The organism is Brevundimonas viscosa, assembly GCF_900116065.1.
GTDB lineage: Bacteria > Pseudomonadota > Alphaproteobacteria > Caulobacterales > Caulobacteraceae > Brevundimonas > Brevundimonas viscosa.
Genome location: NZ_FOZV01000005.1, coordinates 159,420 through 176,229 on the forward strand (window position 1 = coordinate 159,420; position 16,810 = coordinate 176,229).

A 16,810-nucleotide genomic window follows, 5' to 3' on the forward strand; every position below is an offset into this window, starting at 1 on the left:
GTGCAGGAGGCCTGCCCCGTCGGAGGGCGTCAACAGCAATCAGACCCTCAACGGATCCATCCCCGCGAACACGGCATGCGTCGCGCCCGCCGAGTACGCGGCCAGACCGCGATCGGGCCGCAGGTTCAGCAGCAGGACCTGGCCGCAGGACGCGCGCGCGACCCCGATCAGCTCGGCTGCACCGCGCCAGTCGCGCGCATGCTCGTGCTCAACGCCCGCGAAGTCGATGGCGAGGCAGCACCCTCCGACGTTCTTCAATCTCCGCGCCGCGGCCAGGTCCGGCGCGATGTGAAGCACGATCCCCTGGGCCGCGGTCTCAAAATGGCTGATCGCTTCGGCGATCGCCTCGGGCGGCGCCTGCTCCAGCCCTCCCAGCACCTCGATCATGAGACTTCCGGGTGTCCGCGCGTGCTGGAGTTCGGTGCACAGCAAGGCGAAGCGGCCGCGACTGGAAGCCACAGTCCGCCAGTAGGCCGGCAGGAGGCCGCTGCCTGCCGGGGCCGACCGCAGCAAGTCCAGACCCTGGCGGAGAGTCAGCAGGTCGATCCGGTGCAGGTCCACGGCATCCAGGGTTCGGCGGCCGAGACCGAGCAAGGCGCGCTCGCCGCCCTGATGCCGGACGAGGCGGCGTATGCGGCGCCCGACGGGAGCCGAGCGGGCGAGGTCGAAGACCGGCTGCGCCGCCAGGGTGACGGTGAGATCGCGCTGCGCCCGCGTCACCACGGTGAACGTCAGGCTCTCGTAGGCCTCGGCATAGCTGCGGCGCGCCGACGTGGATGGAGCCACAGCCGGGGCGGGCGGCGAAAAGCCGGGAGCTTCCGGCGCGACCTGCGTGGCCGGCCGGCGATCCTGTTCCGCTTCGGGCTGGATCGGACTCCAGCCGTCCGATGGGGTTCCCATGACCGACTCCTGTGGACGGCCCCCCGGGAAATAACCCGGCACCCTGACACGGACTTCCTCAACGCCGTGCGTACAAACATGGCTAATCCCGGTCGCCGCCTCGAGAGCTGCGCCGCCCGCCGTGGGCGCTTGCGCGCTCCGGCCCGGGCGGGCAAGGAGCGGCGATGACCATCACCACGATCGGTTTGGACGCCGACGATACGCTCTGGCACAACGAAACCATCTTCCGGCTGACCCACGACCGGTTCGTCGAACTGCTGGCGGAACACGGAGACCGGGAGCACATCGAGACCCGGCTATCCGCGACGGAGCAGCGGAACCTGCGGCTCTACGGCTACGGCGTGAAGGGCTTCACCCTGTCCATGATCGAGACGGCGATGGAACTCACAGGCGGTGAGGCGCCCGCGGCCGTGGTTCGCGAAATTCTCGCGGCCGGTCGCGAGATGCTCTCCCACCCGGTGGAAACCCTGCCCGGCGTCGACGAGGCCCTCGCCGCGCTATCGGAGAACCACCGGTTGGTGCTGATCACCAAGGGCGACCTGATGGACCAGGAACGCAAGCTGGCCGCCTCGGGCCTTGGCGACCTTTTCGCCGCCGTCGAGATCGTGTCCGAGAAGCACGCCCACACCTACGACCGGGTCTTCAACCGGCACGGCACGGGGGCGGCGGAAGCGGTCATGGTCGGCAACTCGATGCGCTCGGATGTGCTCCCGGCGCTGCAGGCGGGCGCGTGGGCGGTCCACATCCCCTATGCCGTCACCTGGGCCCATGAACTGGCCGACGCCCCCGAGGACGACCCCCGTTTCGCGGCGCTGGAGTCGATAGGTGATCTTCCAGGCTGGATCCAGGCCCGGATCGGTCAGGCGTAGCCCAGCAGGGCGCGCAGTCCCGGAGCATGGAAGTCGACGAGGCGCCGCTGCGCCTCCGGCAAGGCCGCGGGGAACTCCAGTCCCTCAGGCAGTTTCAGATTCTCCCGCGCGGTGCGGCTCAGCCTCCGGTCCGCCCCCACCTGAACCCGCTCGCGCCAGTCCTCGGGACGTTCGATGCCGGCAGCGTCAAGCAGGCCGGCGAAGAACCTGTCGGCGTCCTCCGAATCCAGAGCCTTCACCGCGCGCACCGCATCCTCGTAGCGCACCAGATGCACCCCCGTGCCGAGCCAGGCCGCGGCGTTGTGGGTGTAGATGTCGATGAGCGCCGGCGACTTCTGGTGGATGCCGAAGATCATCATGTTGAGGATCGCCTCGGCGCTGTAGAGGCCGGGCGTCTTGAGGTGCTGGATGTTCTCCTGATCGAACTCCTCGGAGACGAAGAAGCGCGCCCGCGCCAGCACCCAGTCGTAGGGGTCGCGCACCAGCAGGATGTGCCGCGCGTGGCGGATGTTGGCCAGCGACTGGTCGCTGAACAGCAGGTGGCCGGCGGCCAGCCGCGGGGCGTGCGGATTGAAGGCGTCCAGGTGCAGATGCATGTTCGGGATCTGCACGAAATCCCGGTCGTGGTGCTGCTCCACGGGCACGAACATCCGCAGGATGTTGCGAAGCAGGTGGGTGCCGCCCTTGGGGATGCTGTTGACCAGCACCGGCTGGCGCAGTGGAGCCTGCGGGAAGGCCGCCACCTTCTCGTTCAGGGTGTCCTGGATGCCTCGAATGATCGCCATGCCGTCGCCTCGCGCGGCCCGCGCCGCCAGTGCCGTGCGCCGCGGCGCACGATGAACACGATGAAGGGGCGGCGGATTTCTCCGCCGCCCCTCCGGTCAGTCAAGCGTCTGTAATCAGAACGACTTGGACAGGCGCACGAAGGCGCGCCGGCCGTAGTAGGCCTCGGTGTACTGCGACGCCAGGATGGAGTTGCCCTGGGTGCCGACCGCCGTCGACGACGCCGCCGGGGGCAGTTCGTCGAACAGGTTGGCGATGCCGCCCGACACCGTCCAGCCGCCGGTCCAGCCGTCGCCTTCCGACTCGTAGGTCAGCGAGACGCTGTGGAAGCCGGTGAACTCGGCGTCGGCCTTGATCTGGGTGGTGCGGCCGTCGATCACCTGGAACATCGACTGGCCGTTGCGGATGCGGTCAGGCCGGTTGTCCTGGTTGCCGATCCAGTCGAAGCCCCAGAAGGCGGTCCACGGACCACGCGAGACGGTGGCGTTGATGTTGCCGACCAGTTCCGGGTTGCCGATGTCGCCGAGGAAGTCGGTGCCGAAGTCGGCGAAGGTCGACTGGTTCGACTCCAGGGTCCAGGTGGTCTGGCTGTCGATGCCCAGCGTGCCCCAGCTGAAATCGTGGAACCAGCGGGTGGTGAAGTCCAGGCCGCGATTGTTCTGCTCGGCGACGTTCAGGTAGCTGTCGCGAACCTGATCGATGGCGCTGGTGGTCGGGTTCCGGTCGAACTGGCTGCAGATCGGATCGCTCGGGAAGTTCTCCGACAGGTAGCAGGCCGCCAGAATGCCGCCGGCGCCCAGCACGTCGACCTGATCCTCGATCTTGATGTCGAAGTAGTCGACGGCGATGCTGAGGTTGCTTTCCGGCGGGGTCAGAACCACGCCGATGACGGTCGCCTGCGACGTTTCGGGCTCAAGCACCCCGAGGCCGCCGCCCGTGACCACTTCGGCCGAGGACACGCCGCCGGTGAAGTCGCCCGCCACGCCGCCGCCGGGACCGGCCGGATTGCGGCAGTTCACGTAGACCGGGTCGGTCGTCTGGAGCGTGCCGTCCGCCACCCGCTGGTCGAGATTGAGGCAGGGGTCGATGTTCCGCTGACCGATGAAGCTGGTCTGGTCGGCGAGGTACAGTTCGAACAGCGCCGGGGCGCGGAACGAGGTGCCGTGGGTGGCGCGGAAGCGAATGGCGTCGCTCACGGCCCAGTTCAGGCCGACCTTGTAGGTGGTCGCGTCGCCCGAGGTGTCGGTGTCGGTGTAGCGGCCCGACAGCGACAGATCGAGGCTCTGCACGTACGGCAGATCGGCCAGCAGCGGCACCGCGAACTCGACGTAGACCTCGTTGGTGGTCTCCTCGCCCTCGGTGACGCCGGCGCCCGACAGGCCCCAGCTGTTGTCGGCGAGCGTCACGGCGCCGGGGGTGTCGACGATCTCGTCCTTGCGGACGTGGAAGCCGGCGGCCATGCCCAGCGGGCCGGCCGGCAGTTCCCACAGGGTGCCGGCGATGCCGCCTTCCAGGTAGTACTGCTCGTAGACGGTGTTGCCGGTCTCGGTGTCGAACAGGAACGCCCGCTCTTCCGCCGTCAGATCGCCCGCGAGGAAGCGCGGGTCCGTGAAGTCGACGTCGATGCAGGGACGCCCGCTGACCGGCAGGTTGGTGCCGACGCACGAGCTCGTCTTGAAGCTGGTCGAGTCCACCGCATCCTGCAGGATGACATCCGAGGTGTAGTCGCCGTCCGAGCGGCTGTACTGGGCGAAGACGTCCCACTTCCAGCCGCGGAGATCGCCGCGGAGGCCGGCGACGAGGCGGCTGTAATCGACCGTCTGCGACTGGTCGAAGTGGTCGGTGATCGCCGTGGCGCTGAGGTAGTTCAGGCCGGTGAAGCCGGTGACCGGATCGCCGCCGGCGCCAGGGCCGTAGTAGTAGTCCAGGAAGTCCGCCGTATAGGTGTAGTTCCAGAACTGGCGGTAGCTGTCCGTCCGGCTCTCGCGCCGGTTCAGCAGCAGCTCGGCATAGGCCTCGACGCCGCCGCCCAGTTCGTAGGCGCCTTCGACGAAGGCGGTGTAGCGCTCCGTCTCCGGAACGATCGATTCCTCGAGGGCGAACGGGTGCAGGTTGTTCACCACCGCCCGCGACGGCACGTCGTAGTTGACCAGGTAGAAGCCGGCCGGAGCGTTCGGGTACTGGGCGCTCACCGCCGGGTTGGTCGGACGGGTCGGGATGTAGTTCCCGAGGTCGCCGTCATAGTCGTACTGGAAGCGACCGGCGCGGCCCGAGAAGTTCGAGCCGTAGACGTAGACCTGGCCCCAGGTCAGGTCGGTGCACTGCGGCTGGCCGGTCCGCGGATCGATCCGGTCGGCCCGGGTGTTGGTGCCCGGCTCGAAGACGTACTGGTTGCGGCAGTACAGGTAGTCGCGGTCACCCGCGGCCAGCTTCTCCTGGCGGTAGTAGTCGGCCGAGAAGTTCAGGTAGCCGCGGTCGAAGGTTTTCCCGAACGAGCCCGAGATGTTGAACTGCTCGCCGCCTTCCTCGAAAGGCACGCTGGCGAAGGCGGACATTTCGCCGCCGTCGCGGGCGCGTTCGGTGATCAGGTTGACGACCCCCGCCACAGCGTCGGAGCCGTAGATCGAGGAGGCGCCGTCCTTCAGGACGTCGACGCGGTTGATGGCCGACTGCGGGATGACGTTGAGGTCGAAGGCCGAGACGCCGCCGCGGGTGCCGGCCGGGCCGGCGCGACGGCCGTTCAGCAGCACCAGGGTGCGGTTGGCGCCGAGGCCGCGCAGCGAGATGGTGGCCGAACCCGGGCCGCCGTCGGTGACGAAGGCGCTGGAGATGGTCGCGTTCACCTGGGGCGAACCGGCCGCCAGGGTCGAGCTCTGCAGCAGCTGGGCGGTGTCGCTGAGGCCGCGCTGCTCGGCGCGTTCGGCGGTCAGGACCTGGATCGGCGACGAGCTGGTGAACTCGTTCTGCGGAATGCGCGAACCGGTGACGACGACTTCGCCAAGCTCGGCGGCCTCATCCTGGTCCTCGTCCTGCTGCGGGGTCGGCTCCTGCGCGAACGCCGGGCCGGCGATGAGAACGGCGGCCAGTCCCGCGAGGGCGGAGGTGTCGCGGAGTCGCTTGCGCAATGTCATCGATGATATCCTGATATACTTATGATTGATCGGCAGGCTAGCGTCGAAGATTGGCCACAGGCAACCTCGCGGACACATTTCCGCCGATGAACCGCCTACCGGGCAGCGGAATGAGGCAACAGTGTGTTCCGAACGCCTCGACAACCCATCGCAGGCGGTTTCGAGCGCCCAAGCGTAGCGTCAAGGCCACAATTTCGCCCCTGCGGCAAAGCCGGAATTCGCCTTGCCCCCTGCCCGCCCCTTCTCTAGACGGGCCGCTTAACCGACAACCCGACCGATCCAGCGCCGGCCGCCGCGCCTGCGCCGGGATCGCGCGCGCGAGTGCTGCCCTATGCCGAAGCGGACCGACATCCAGTCCATCCTGATCATCGGGGCCGGGCCGATCGTGATCGGTCAGGCGTGCGAGTTCGATTATTCGGGCGTGCAGGCGTGCAAGGCGCTGAAGGCGGAGGGCTACCGGGTCATCCTGGTCAACTCCAACCCGGCCACGATCATGACCGATCCCGAGGTAGCCGACGCCACCTACATCGAGCCGATCACGCCGGAGATCGTCGAGAAGATCATCGCCGCCGAGAAGCCGGACGCCCTGCTGCCGACCATGGGGGGGCAGACGGCGCTGAACACGGCGCTTGCGCTGGAGCGCTCGGGCGCGCTGGCGCGGCACGGGGTGGAGATGATCGGGGCCCGGGCCGAGGTCATCGACAAGGCCGAGGACCGGCAGAAATTCCGCGACGCCATGGACAAGCTGGGGCTGGAAAGCCCGCGCTCGAAGGCGATCCACTCGGTCGACGAGGCCGACGACGCCCTGGCCTTCGTCGGCCTGCCGGCGATCATCCGGCCCAGCTTCACCCTCGCCGGCACCGGCGGCGGCATCGCCTACAATGTCGAGGAATTCCGCGAGATCGTGGAGCGCGGCCTGGACCTGTCGCCGACCACCGAGGTGCTGATCGAGGAGAGCGTGCTCGGCTGGAAGGAGTACGAGATGGAGGTGGTCCGCGACCGGGCGGACAACTGCATCATCGTCTGCTCCATCGAGAACATCGACCCGATGGGGGTGCACACCGGCGACTCGATCACGGTGGCCCCGGCGCTGACGCTGACCGACAAGGAATACCAGCGGATGCGCACCGGCTCGATCAACGTGCTGCGCGAGATCGGGGTCGAGACCGGCGGCTCCAACGTGCAGTGGGCGATCAATCCGAAGGACGGCCGGATGGTCGTCATCGAGATGAACCCGCGCGTGTCGCGCAGCTCCGCCCTGGCCTCCAAGGCCACCGGCTTTCCGATCGCCAAGGTCGCCGCCCGGCTGGCCGTCGGCTACACCCTGGACGAGCTCCAGAACGACATCACCCGGGTCACGCCGGCCTCGTTCGAGCCCTCGATCGACTACGTCGTCACCAAGATCCCGCGCTTCGCCTTCGAGAAATACCCGGGCTCCGAGCCGCTGCTGACCACCTCGATGAAGTCGGTGGGCGAGGTGATGGCCATCGGCCGCACCTTCCAGGAATCGATGCAGAAGGCCCTGCGGGGGCTGGAGACCGGCCTGACCGGCTTCAACGAGGTCGAGATCGACGGCGTCGCCGACGTGGAGGACGAGGCCTCGGCCAAGGCGGCGGTGCTGCGCGCCCTGGGCCAGCCGACCCCGGACCGCATCCGCGTCATCGCGCAGGCCTTCCGGCACGGGCTCACCGTCGAGGAGGTCGAGGCGGCCTGCTCGTACGAGCCGTGGTTCCTGCGCCAGATCGCCGACATCGTGCGCACCGAGGGCCACGTCCGCGTGCAGGGCCTGCCGACCGAGGCCGTAGCCTTCCGCCGGCTGAAGGCCAAGGGCTTCTCCGACGCCCGCCTGGCGCAGCTGACCGGAACGGCCGAGGCCGAGGTGCGCAAGGCCCGGCGCGCCCTGGGCGTCCGCCCCGTGTTCAAGCGCATCGACACCTGCGCGGCCGAGTTCGCCAGCGCCACGGCCTACATGTACTCGACCTACGAGACCGGCGCCCTGGGCCAGACCCCGGCCTGCGAGGCCCAGCCAAGTGACAGAAAGAAAGCGATAATTCTGGGCGGAGGGCCGAACAGGATCGGGCAAGGGATCGAGTTCGACTACTGCTGCTGCCACGCGGCCTTCGCGTTTGCCGACATCGGCGTCGAGTCGATCATGGTCAACTGCAACCCGGAGACGGTGTCGACCGACTACGACACCTCGGACCGGCTGTATTTCGAGCCGCTGACCGCCGAGGACGTGCTTGAGCTGATCGACGTCGAGCGCTCGAAGGGCGAGCTGCTGGGCGTCGTCGTCCAGTTCGGCGGCCAGACGCCGCTGAAGCTGGCCCATGCGCTGCAGGCCGACGGCGTGCCGATCCTCGGCACCAGCGTCGACTCGATCGACCTGGCCGAGGACCGCGAGCGCTTCCAGCAGATGCTGCACGAGATCGGGCTGATGCAGCCCCCGAACGGACTGGCCCGCTCGGCCGAGGAGGCCGCGCAGAAGGCCGAGGAAGTCGGCTATCCGGTGGTGCTGCGTCCGTCCTACGTGCTGGGCGGCCGGGGCATGCAGATCGTCCACGACCGCGAGCAGCTGGACCGTTACGTCCACGAGGCGATGTCGGTCTCGGGCGACGATCCGGTGCTGATCGACCACTACCTGAACCGCGCCACCGAGGTGGACGTCGACGCCCTGTGCGACGACGAGACGGTGTTCGTGGCCGGGGTGCTGGAACACATCGAGGAGGCGGGGGTGCATTCGGGCGACAGCGCCTGCTCCATGCCGCCCTACTCGCTGTCGGCGGACACGGTGGCCGAGCTGAAGCGCCAGACCACCGAGATGGCCAGGGCGCTGAAGGTCCGCGGCCTGATGAACGTCCAGTTCGCCATCGAGGAGCCGCACAGCGCCGAGCCGCGCATCTTCGTGCTGGAGGTCAATCCGCGCGCCAGCCGCACCGTGCCCTTCGTGGCCAAGACCATGGGCGCGCCGGTCGCCGCCATCGCCGCCAAGGTGATGGCCGGCGAGAAGCTGGCCTCGTTCGGGCTCAAGGACCGCGGCTACGATCACATCGCGGTCAAGGAGGCGGTCTTCCCCTTCGCCCGCTTCGCCGGCGTCGACACCGTTCTGGGGCCGGAGATGCGCTCGACCGGCGAGGTCATGGGGCTGGACTGGAAGCGCGACGGCGAGGCCGACCTGGGCCCCGCCTTCGCCCGCGCCTTCGCCAAGAGCCAGATCGGCGGCGGCACCCTGCTGCCGACTGCGGGCTGCGCCTTCGTATCGGTGAAGGACAGCGACAAGCCGTTCGTGCTGGACGCCGCCCGGGCCCTGCTGGCCGAGGGCTTCAGCCTGATCGCCACCGGCGGCACCCATGCCTTCCTCGAGCAGCAGGGCCTGCCGGTCGGGCATGTGAAGAAGGTGCTGGAAGGCCGTCCGCACATCGTCGACGCGATGAAGAACGGCGAGGTCCAGCTGGTCATCAACACCACCGAGGGCAAGCAGTCGCTGCAGGACAGCTTCTCGCTGCGCCGCACGGCGCTGATGATGAAGATCCCCTACTACACCACCGTTCCGGCCGCCGTGGCCGCAGCGCAGGCCATCGCCGCCATCAAGGCCGGCGAACTGGATGTGCGGCCGGTGCAGGGATACGCCTGACCGGCCGGCAGGTCCGTCTGCGGCCGTCCGCAACGGATTGATCGCGGCGTCGTTGCCATGCCGCCACGCCGGTCTACAGTCGTCTCCTTCGTGGGAGGGGACGCACATGACACGCACCGGACTCATCGCCCTGGCGGCCGCCGGCCTGCTGGCCGGGACGGCCTCGGCCGAGGACGCCGCGCTGAAGGCCGCCGTCGAGGCGGACTACGAGGCAAACCTGGGCGCGCTGTTCGACCACTTCCACCGCAATCCCGAGCTGTCGGGGATGGAGGTGCGCACGGCGGCGCGGATGGCGCAGGAGCTGCGGGCGCTGGGCTACGAGGTCACCGAGGGCGTCGGCGGCACCGGCGTGGTCGCGGTCCTGCGCCACGGCGACGGCCCGACCGTGATGATCCGGGCCGACATGGACGGCCTGCCGCTGCGCGAGCAGTCGGGCCTGGCCAACGCCTCGACCGTCACCCAGGTCGACGCCGACGGGGTCGAGAAGCCGGTGATGCACGCCTGCGGCCATGATGTGCACATCACCGCCCTTGTGGGCACCGCGCGGCAGATGAAGGCGCGGCGGGGTAACTGGTCCGGGACCCTGGTGCTGGTCGCCCAGCCGGCCGAGGAGCGCATCTTCGGGGCCCGGGCGATGATCGAGGACGGGCTGTACACGCGCTTCCCCAAGCCGGACTACGCGCTGGCCTTCCACGTCGCCGCCGACCTGCCGACGGGCCGGGTCGAGGCGCCGCTGGGCATCACCGCCTCGAGCTCGGACAGCGTGGACATCGCGGTGCACGGCGTCGGCACGCACGGGGCCTATCCGCATCTCGGGGTCGATCCGGTGCTGGTCGCCTCGCACATCGTGGTGGCGCTGCAGTCGCTGCGCAGCCGCGAGACCAATCCGCTGGAAGGGGCCGTGGTGACGGTCGGGGCCATCCGCGGCGGGATCAAGCACAACATCATCTCCGACCGGGTCGACCTGCAGCTGACGGTGCGCTCGGACAGCCCGGAAGTGCGCCGGCAGCTGCTGGACGGGATCGACCGGATCGCGCGCAACACGGCGCTGGCGCTGGGCGTGCCCGAGGATCGGCTGCCGACCGTGACCCGGTCCGCCACCGAGACGACGCCGCCCACCATCAACGACGCGGAGACCGCCGCCCGGGTGCGCGCCGCCCTGGCCGAGGGCTTGGGCGAAGGGGCGCTGATCGAGGCGCCGCGCACGGGCATGGGGGCGGAGGACTTCGCCTATTTCGTCACCCCCGAGAGCGGCGTGAAGGGCGTCTACATGAGCGTCGGCGGCACGGCGGCGGAGGCGGTCGACGACGCCCCAGGGCATCACTCGCCGCTGTTCCGCATCGAGGCGCGGCCGTCGGTGATCACCGGCGTCGAGGCGTCGGTGACGGCCGCCGAGGCGCTGCTGCGACGGGCCGGCTGAGCGCCGGGCGCGTCGACCAGTTCGCGACGATTCCGGACAGTCGTCGAACAGTCCGCGTCCCCGAGGGGCGGGGACCGACGGTCATCAGCTGCATTTCCGGGCAGCGAATCGGGGGAGACATCGACGCGACATCAGGGCGACACGGGCGCGATATTCCACGACATCGCGGAGACCCGGGGGCGACCGCCGGTGGACGGCGGCGACGAGACGACGCGACAAGAGCGACAAGCGCGACAAGCGGGCGTCCGCCCCCCCGCGACCGGATCTGACGTATCCCTTCGCGATCATCGCCGCATGGACCACCATCGGCTGAGAGAATATCGCGGTCCCGAGACGTTGGGCCCAGGTCCGGGAGGCCTACATCGCCGGCGAGCCGGCGCCGGCGGTGGCGCGCCGCTTCGACGTCGGCCCCTCCAACCTGAAGCGGCGGGCGCTGGAAGGCTGGACGCGCAACCGCATCGCCGGGAAGCTGGACCTCAAGCCGGTGCGCGGCGCCTCGGAGGGGACGACGCCGCCGGTCCCCGCCCGGGCGACGCCGCAGCGAGAGCCGATGCCGCCGGGGATCGACCCCGTGATCGCATACGAATGCGCCATGTGGCGGGCCAGCTGGATGGTCAGCGAGGGGCGCGCCGCCGAGGCGGAGGCGCTGATGAAGGCGGCGGACCGGCTGAAGCAGATGAACCCAGAGGTGGCGTTCGGACAACCGGCGCCCGCGGCAGGTCGGGCGCGGATCTAGATCCCCGCCCCCGCCTCCGGGTCGGCGCGGGCGTCGCGGCCCTCGACGATCCGCGCGGCGGCCAAGTCGGCGGTGACGTTGCCGATGGTGCGGAAGATGTCCGGCACGACCTCGACCGCCAGCAGCAGGGGCAGGACCTCCAGCGGCAGACCCATGACGATGGCGATCGGGGCGATGGAGGCGAAGAAGCTGACCTGCCCGGGCAGGCCGACGGTGCCGACGCTGACGGCCAGGGCGGTCACGGAGCCGGCGATGAGCACGCCCGGGGTCAGCTCGATGCCGTACAGGTGGGCCACATAGATGCACACGGCGAGGTTGGCCACGGTCGAGGTGATGCGGAACACCGCCACCGCCAGCGGCAGGACGAGGCCGGCCGTGGCGGCCGAGACGCCGAGGCGGTCGCGGGCGCGCTCGACCATCACCGGCAGGCAGGCCAGCGACGACTGGGTCGAGAAGGCGACGACCTGGGCCGGGGCGGCGGCGCGGGCGAAACGCGGCAGGGTCACGCGCCCCCACAGCACGGCGACGACGTAGGTCAGCAGGATCAGGCCGATGAGCGAGAGGACGACGAGGGCGATGTAGTGGCCGAGCACGCCGGCGGCGCCGAGCCCGGCGCGCAGTCCGACGCCCAGCGACAGGGCGAAGACGCCGACCGGGGCGGCGCGCAGCACCCAGTGGACGATGACCACCATGGTCTCGGCCACGGCCTCGAAGAAGACCGTCATCGGCTGTCGCAGCCGGGCCGGGAGGCGGGTGGCGGCGAAGCCGAAGACGATGGCGAAGACCACGATGCCGAGGATGGCGTCGTCGGCCGCGGCGCGGATCGGGTTGGACGGGGCGAGGCTGGTCAGGAAGGCGCCGAGCCCGCCGCCGCCGAGGTTCTCGCGCACCGCGGCGTCGCCATGGGCGCCGGCCAGCAGCAGACGGCCGCCGTCGGGGTCGATGGGCCACAGGGCGTGCAGACCCTGGGAGGCGAGGACGCCGTAGACGGTCGCCCCGACCAGCAGGGCGGCGAAGACCCACACCGCCTTCAGCGCCAGCCGGCCGGTGGCGGCGGCGTCGGCGATCGAGGCGATGCCGGTGACCAGCAGGCTGAAGACCAGCGGGATGATGGTCATGCGCAGGGCGTTGAGCCACAGCTGGCCGACGCCCTCGACCATGGCCACCGTCCCCTCCCCGCCCGGGATGCCCCAGGCCTGGGCCGCGGCCCCGGCGGCGAGGCCGGCGAAGAGCGCCGTCAGCACCTGCAGGCTGAGCGAGGACAGGACGGCGGCGGTGCGGGAGCGGGTCATCGGGCGAAGCTAGGCGGAGGGCGCGGCGCGGTCGAGCGATTCCGCGAGCGCGGCCGCGGCGGCGTCGAGGGCGGCGGGCGACAGGTCGGGCAGGTCGAGCCGTTGCAGCACCGGGCGCCCGCGGGAGGCGGCGCTGCGGCGGTAGGCGGGGTCGTAGTGGGCCTCGATCAGGGCGGCGGCGAGGGCGGCGATCTCACCCCGGGCGGCCATGGCGCGCCATTCGGCGATCTCCGCCTTCGCGTGGTGGCGCGGCAGGCGGCTCAGGGCTTCGTCGAGGGCGGCCGGATCGGCGGCGATGTCGCCGTAGTCGGCGACGATGCGCGCGACGCGGGCCCCGAGCGGCGCAGCGAGTTCGACCGCCGGAGCGGCCGCGAGGGCGGCCCACAGCGACGGCGGCACGACGCGCTCGCCGATGCGGCTGCTCTCGGCCTCGACGACCACCGGACGGGCGGGGTCGAGGCGGGACAGGGCGTCGTGCAGGGCGGTCTCGAAGGCCTTCTGCGACGGCTGGCCGCCGGGCATGGCCCCGAACAGCGAGCCGCGGTGGGCGGCCAGGGCCTCGAGGTCGAGGGTTTGCACGCCGCGGGCCGCGAGCGCCTGCAGCAGGGCCGTCTTGCCGCAACCGGTGGGGCCGTCGAGGGCGACGAGGCGATGCGGCAGGGGCGCGTCATAGAGGGCCGCCACGACCTGGCGCCGCCACGTCTGGTAGCCGCCGTCCAGCACCGTCACGGGCCAGCCGACCTGGTCCATGACGGCGACCATGGCCCCCGAGCGCTGGCCGCCGCGCCAGCAGTAGACCAGCGGCCGGAAGCCGCCGCCGACGGCGGCGAGGGGGCCTTCGAGGTGGGCGGCGATGTTGCGCGCGACCAGCGCCGCGCCGTGGCGACGGGCCTCGAACTTGGAGCCCTGGACGTATTCGGTCCCGACGGCGGCGCGCTGGGCGTCGTCGAGGACGGGCAGGTTGATCGCGCCGGGGAGGTGGTCCTCGGCGAACTCCGACGGGCTGCGCACGTCGATCAGCGCGTCGAAGCCGTCGCGGGCCGCGGGCGACAGGTCCGTTGCGCGGCGGATCATGCGATCACGCGCACCCGGGGCGGGCCCTCGACCACCCGGCCGACGACCTGGAAGCCGGTCCCGTTCACGCGGGCGAAGGCGGCGAGCCCCTCCAGCTCCGCCCCGGCCACAGCGATGAGCAGCCCGCCGGAGGTCTGGGGGTCGGTGAGCAGGTCGCGGCGCCACGGCTCAAGTCCGTCGGGCAGATCGACCTCCTCGCCGTAGCTGGCCCAGTTTCGAGTCGAGGCGCCGGTGCGGACGCCGGCCGCGAGCAGGTCGCGCACGCCCGGCAGGGTCGGCGGGGCGGCGTCGATCTCGACCGTGGCGCCGGCCCCGCGGGCCATCTCCAGGGCGTGGCCGAGCAGGCCGAAGCCGGTGACGTCGGTGAGGGCGTGCACGCCGGGCCGGCCGGACAGCTTCGCGCCGAAGCTGTTCAACCGGGTGGTCGTCGCCTTCAGGGTTCGGTAGCCGTCCTTGTCGAGCCGGTCCTGACGGAAGGCGGCGCTGAGCACGCCGACGCCGAGCGGCTTGGTCAGGACCAGCACGTCGCCGGGGCGGGCGCCCTTGTTGGTCAGCACCCGGTCGGGGTGGACGAGCCCCATCACCGCCAGGCCGTAGATCGGCTCGACGCTGTCGATGGAGTGGCCGCCGGCGACGGGGATCCCGGCGGCCGTGCAGGCCGCGGCGCCGCCCTGCAGCACCCGGCCGATGGTGCGCGGCGACAGCACATTGACGGGCATGCCGACGATGGCGAGGGCGAAGATCGGCGTCCCGCCCATGGCGTAGACGTCGGACAGGGCGTTGGTGGCGGCGATCTGGCCGAAGTGGAAGGGGTCGTCGACCACCGGCATGAAGAAGTCGGTGGTGGCGATCAGCGCCTGGTCGTCGTTGAGGCGCCAGACGGCGGCGTCGTCCGAGGTCTCGTTGCCCACCAGCAGGTCGGCGAAGGGCGCGGCCTGCGGCGTGAAAGCCAGCATGTCGCGCAGCACGCCGGGCGCGATCTTGCAGCCGCAGCCGCCGCCGTGGGCGAGGGAGGTCAGGCGGGGCTCTTCGGGCGCATCGGCGTCGGTCATGCAGGCGGCTTAGGGCGAAACCGAGCGTGAACTCAACAGCCGGAGGCGGGTGATACGGTCGGCGCATGAAGCGTTTCCCGCCGATGACCGCCGCCGCCCTGCTCTTCGCCCTGCCCGCCGCGGCCCAGGAGGCGCGGACCTGGGCCAACCCGGTCGACGTGGACTACAAGTACAACTTCGAGCAGACGCACCAGGGGATCAGCTACCGGACCGGCGCCGATCCGGTGATCGTGTTGCACCGCGACCGCTACTTCCTGTTCCAGACCCTGGCCGACGGCTACTGGACCAGTGGGAACCTGGTCGACTGGACCTATGTGCAGCCCGACAAATGGCCCTTCGAAGGGCATGTGGCGCCCGCCGCGGCGTCGGACGGGGAACGCCTGTACCTGATGCAGTCGGCCTTCGAACCGCGGCCGCTGCTGGTCAGCGAGCATCCGGAGACGGGTCGCTGGGACTGGCACATCCGCATCCTGCCGCCGGTTCCGGGCGCCGTGAGCCGGGGTGAGGAAGGATCGTTCGGCGAGGGCGGGCTGCCGGAGGGCCGGCTGCCGCCGGGGCCGTGGGATCCGGGCCTGTTCATCGACGACGACGGCCGCTGGTACCTCTACTGGGGCAGCTCGAACGTCTATCCGATCTATGGCGCGGAGATCGATCCGACGCCGCCGGTGCGGTTCGTCAGCGACCCCGTGGCGCTGGGACGCCTGGATCCGGAACGGCACGGCTGGGAGCGGTTCGGCGAGGACCATGCCGGCGGCCTGCCCGACGGCACACCCATCCGGCCCTACATCGAGGGCGCGTGGATGACGAAACACGGCGGCCGGTACTACCTGCAATACGGAGCGCCGGGGACCGAGTACAATGCCTACGCAAACGGGGTCTGGGTGTCGGACAGCCCGCTGGGGCCATTCGAGTACGCCGACTACAACCCGGTCAGCTACAAGCCCGGCGGCTTCGTCGAGGGGGCGGGGCACGGCTCGACCTTCCAGGACAGATACGGCAACTGGTGGAACACGGGCACGCCGTGGATCGGCCACAACTGGCGCTTCGAACGCCGTATCGCGATGTTCCCGGGCGGCTTCACGCCGGACGGCGAGATGCACTTCACCAGCCGCTTCGGCGACTATCCGCAGCGCATCCCGACCGGCCCCGTGGCGGACCCGGAGAGCCTGTTCACCGGCTGGTTCCCGCTGTCCTACAAGGTCGAGGCGACCGCCTCCTCGACGCGCGGCGACTTCACGCCCGACCAAGCCGTCGACGAGAAACCGCGCACCTTCTGGGTCGCCGACCACAACGCACCGGGCGAGACCCTGACGCTGGACCTCGGCGGCATGAAGCGGGTGCATGCGGTGCAGGTGAACTACGCCGACCACGAGAGCGGCGTCTACGCCGAGCGGCCGGACATCCGCACCCGCTTCCGCATCCTTTGGTCGCGGGACGGGCAGGACTGGCGGGTGTTCGCCGACCTTTCCGGCTCCGAACGTGACCGGCCCAACGCCTATGTCGAGGGCGAGACGCCGGTGGACGCCCGCTTCATCCGCTACGAACACGGCGAGGTCGCCGCCGCCAACCTGGCCATCGCCGACCTGCGGGTGTTCGGCACGACCGACGGTGTGGCGCCGGAGACCCCGTCGCTGCGTGTGGAGCGCGGATCGGACCAGAGGAACGCCACGGTCCGCGTCGAGCCGGTGTCGGACGCCCTCGGCTACAACGTCCGCTGGGGCACGGCGCCGGACCGGCTGTTCCAGACCTACCAGGTCTATTTCGACGACCTGCGCGAGATGGGCGACCGGCTGGAGGTGCGGGCGCTGAACGCCGGCGTCGACTACTGGTTTGCGGTGGAGGCGTTCTCGCCCGCCGGCGTCTCGGCGCCGAGCCACCCGGTTCGGGTCGCCGCCAGACGCTGAACGGGCCTCCGCGCCGGG

11 protein-coding genes are annotated in these 16,810 nt (G+C 70.5%); 5 read left to right on the plus strand and 6 right to left on the minus strand.

The window, feature by feature from the left end; genetic code table 11:
- Positions 1-39 precede the first annotated feature (39 nt).
- Complete coding sequence (locus BM333_RS10985) at positions 40-900, minus strand: hypothetical protein (RefSeq protein ID WP_092311223.1); 861 nt, start codon at positions 898-900, stop codon at positions 40-42.
- A gap of 164 nt (positions 901-1,064) precedes the next feature.
- Between BM333_RS10985 and BM333_RS10990 the strand changes: the two genes are divergently transcribed.
- Positions 1,065-1,769 (plus strand): HAD family hydrolase, encoded by a 705-nt coding sequence (locus BM333_RS10990; RefSeq protein ID WP_092311226.1) that lies wholly within the window; start codon positions 1,065-1,067, stop codon positions 1,767-1,769.
- On the opposite strand, the gene BM333_RS10995 is transcribed toward BM333_RS10990, so the two are convergent.
- Together BM333_RS10995 and BM333_RS11000 are read right to left on the minus strand one after the other, a co-directional pair.
- Entirely contained in the window at positions 1,760-2,554 is a 795-nt protein-coding gene (locus BM333_RS10995) for a hypothetical protein (protein ID WP_092311229.1), read from the minus strand. The two genes, BM333_RS10990 and BM333_RS10995, sit on opposite strands and share 10 nt — an antisense overlap.
- Positions 2,555-2,668: 114 nt before the next feature.
- A complete protein-coding gene (locus BM333_RS11000; RefSeq protein WP_092311232.1) occupies positions 2,669-5,683 on the minus strand; it encodes a TonB-dependent receptor domain-containing protein in 3,015 nt (1,004 codons plus the stop codon).
- A gap of 331 nt (positions 5,684-6,014) precedes the next feature.
- Between BM333_RS11000 and carB the strand changes: the two genes are divergently transcribed.
- From carB to BM333_RS11015, 3 genes are all read left to right on the plus strand, one after another.
- Positions 6,015-9,314, plus strand: coding sequence for a carbamoyl-phosphate synthase large subunit (carB, locus tag BM333_RS11005; protein WP_092311235.1), 3,300 nt, complete (start codon positions 6,015-6,017; stop codon positions 9,312-9,314).
- A 106-nt stretch (positions 9,315-9,420) separates the two neighbouring features.
- Positions 9,421-10,734, plus strand: coding sequence for an amidohydrolase (locus BM333_RS11010; RefSeq protein WP_092311238.1), 1,314 nt, complete (start codon positions 9,421-9,423; stop codon positions 10,732-10,734).
- 385 nt (positions 10,735-11,119) lie between these two features.
- On the plus strand, positions 11,120-11,470 hold the full coding sequence (locus tag BM333_RS11015) for a hypothetical protein (protein WP_092311241.1): 351 nt from the start codon (positions 11,120-11,122) through the stop codon (positions 11,468-11,470).
- Here BM333_RS11015 and BM333_RS11020 read toward each other — a convergent pair.
- Genes BM333_RS11020 through selD form a run of 3 tightly spaced genes read right to left on the minus strand, consistent with a single transcriptional unit; the run spans position 11,467 to position 14,888 of the window.
- Complete coding sequence (locus BM333_RS11020) at positions 11,467-12,762, minus strand: dicarboxylate/amino acid:cation symporter (protein WP_092311244.1); 1,296 nt, start codon at positions 12,760-12,762, stop codon at positions 11,467-11,469. The genes BM333_RS11015 and BM333_RS11020 overlap by 4 nt on opposite strands.
- Before the next feature lie 9 nt (positions 12,763-12,771).
- Positions 12,772-13,836: a tRNA 2-selenouridine(34) synthase MnmH gene (gene mnmH / locus BM333_RS11025; protein WP_092311247.1), complete on the minus strand. Its 1,065-nt coding sequence runs from the start codon at positions 13,834-13,836 to the stop codon at positions 12,772-12,774.
- Positions 13,833-14,888, minus strand: coding sequence for a selenide, water dikinase SelD (selD, locus tag BM333_RS11030; protein ID WP_092311250.1), 1,056 nt, complete (start codon positions 14,886-14,888; stop codon positions 13,833-13,835). Before selD ends, mnmH begins: the two co-directional genes overlap by 4 nt.
- Before the next feature lie 65 nt (positions 14,889-14,953).
- Here selD and BM333_RS11035 point away from each other — a divergent pair, with 65 nt between their 5' ends.
- Positions 14,954-16,792, plus strand: a complete 1,839-nt coding sequence (locus BM333_RS11035; protein ID WP_218151452.1) for a family 43 glycosylhydrolase — start codon at positions 14,954-14,956, stop codon at positions 16,790-16,792.
- Positions 16,793-16,810: the final 18 nt, after the last annotated feature.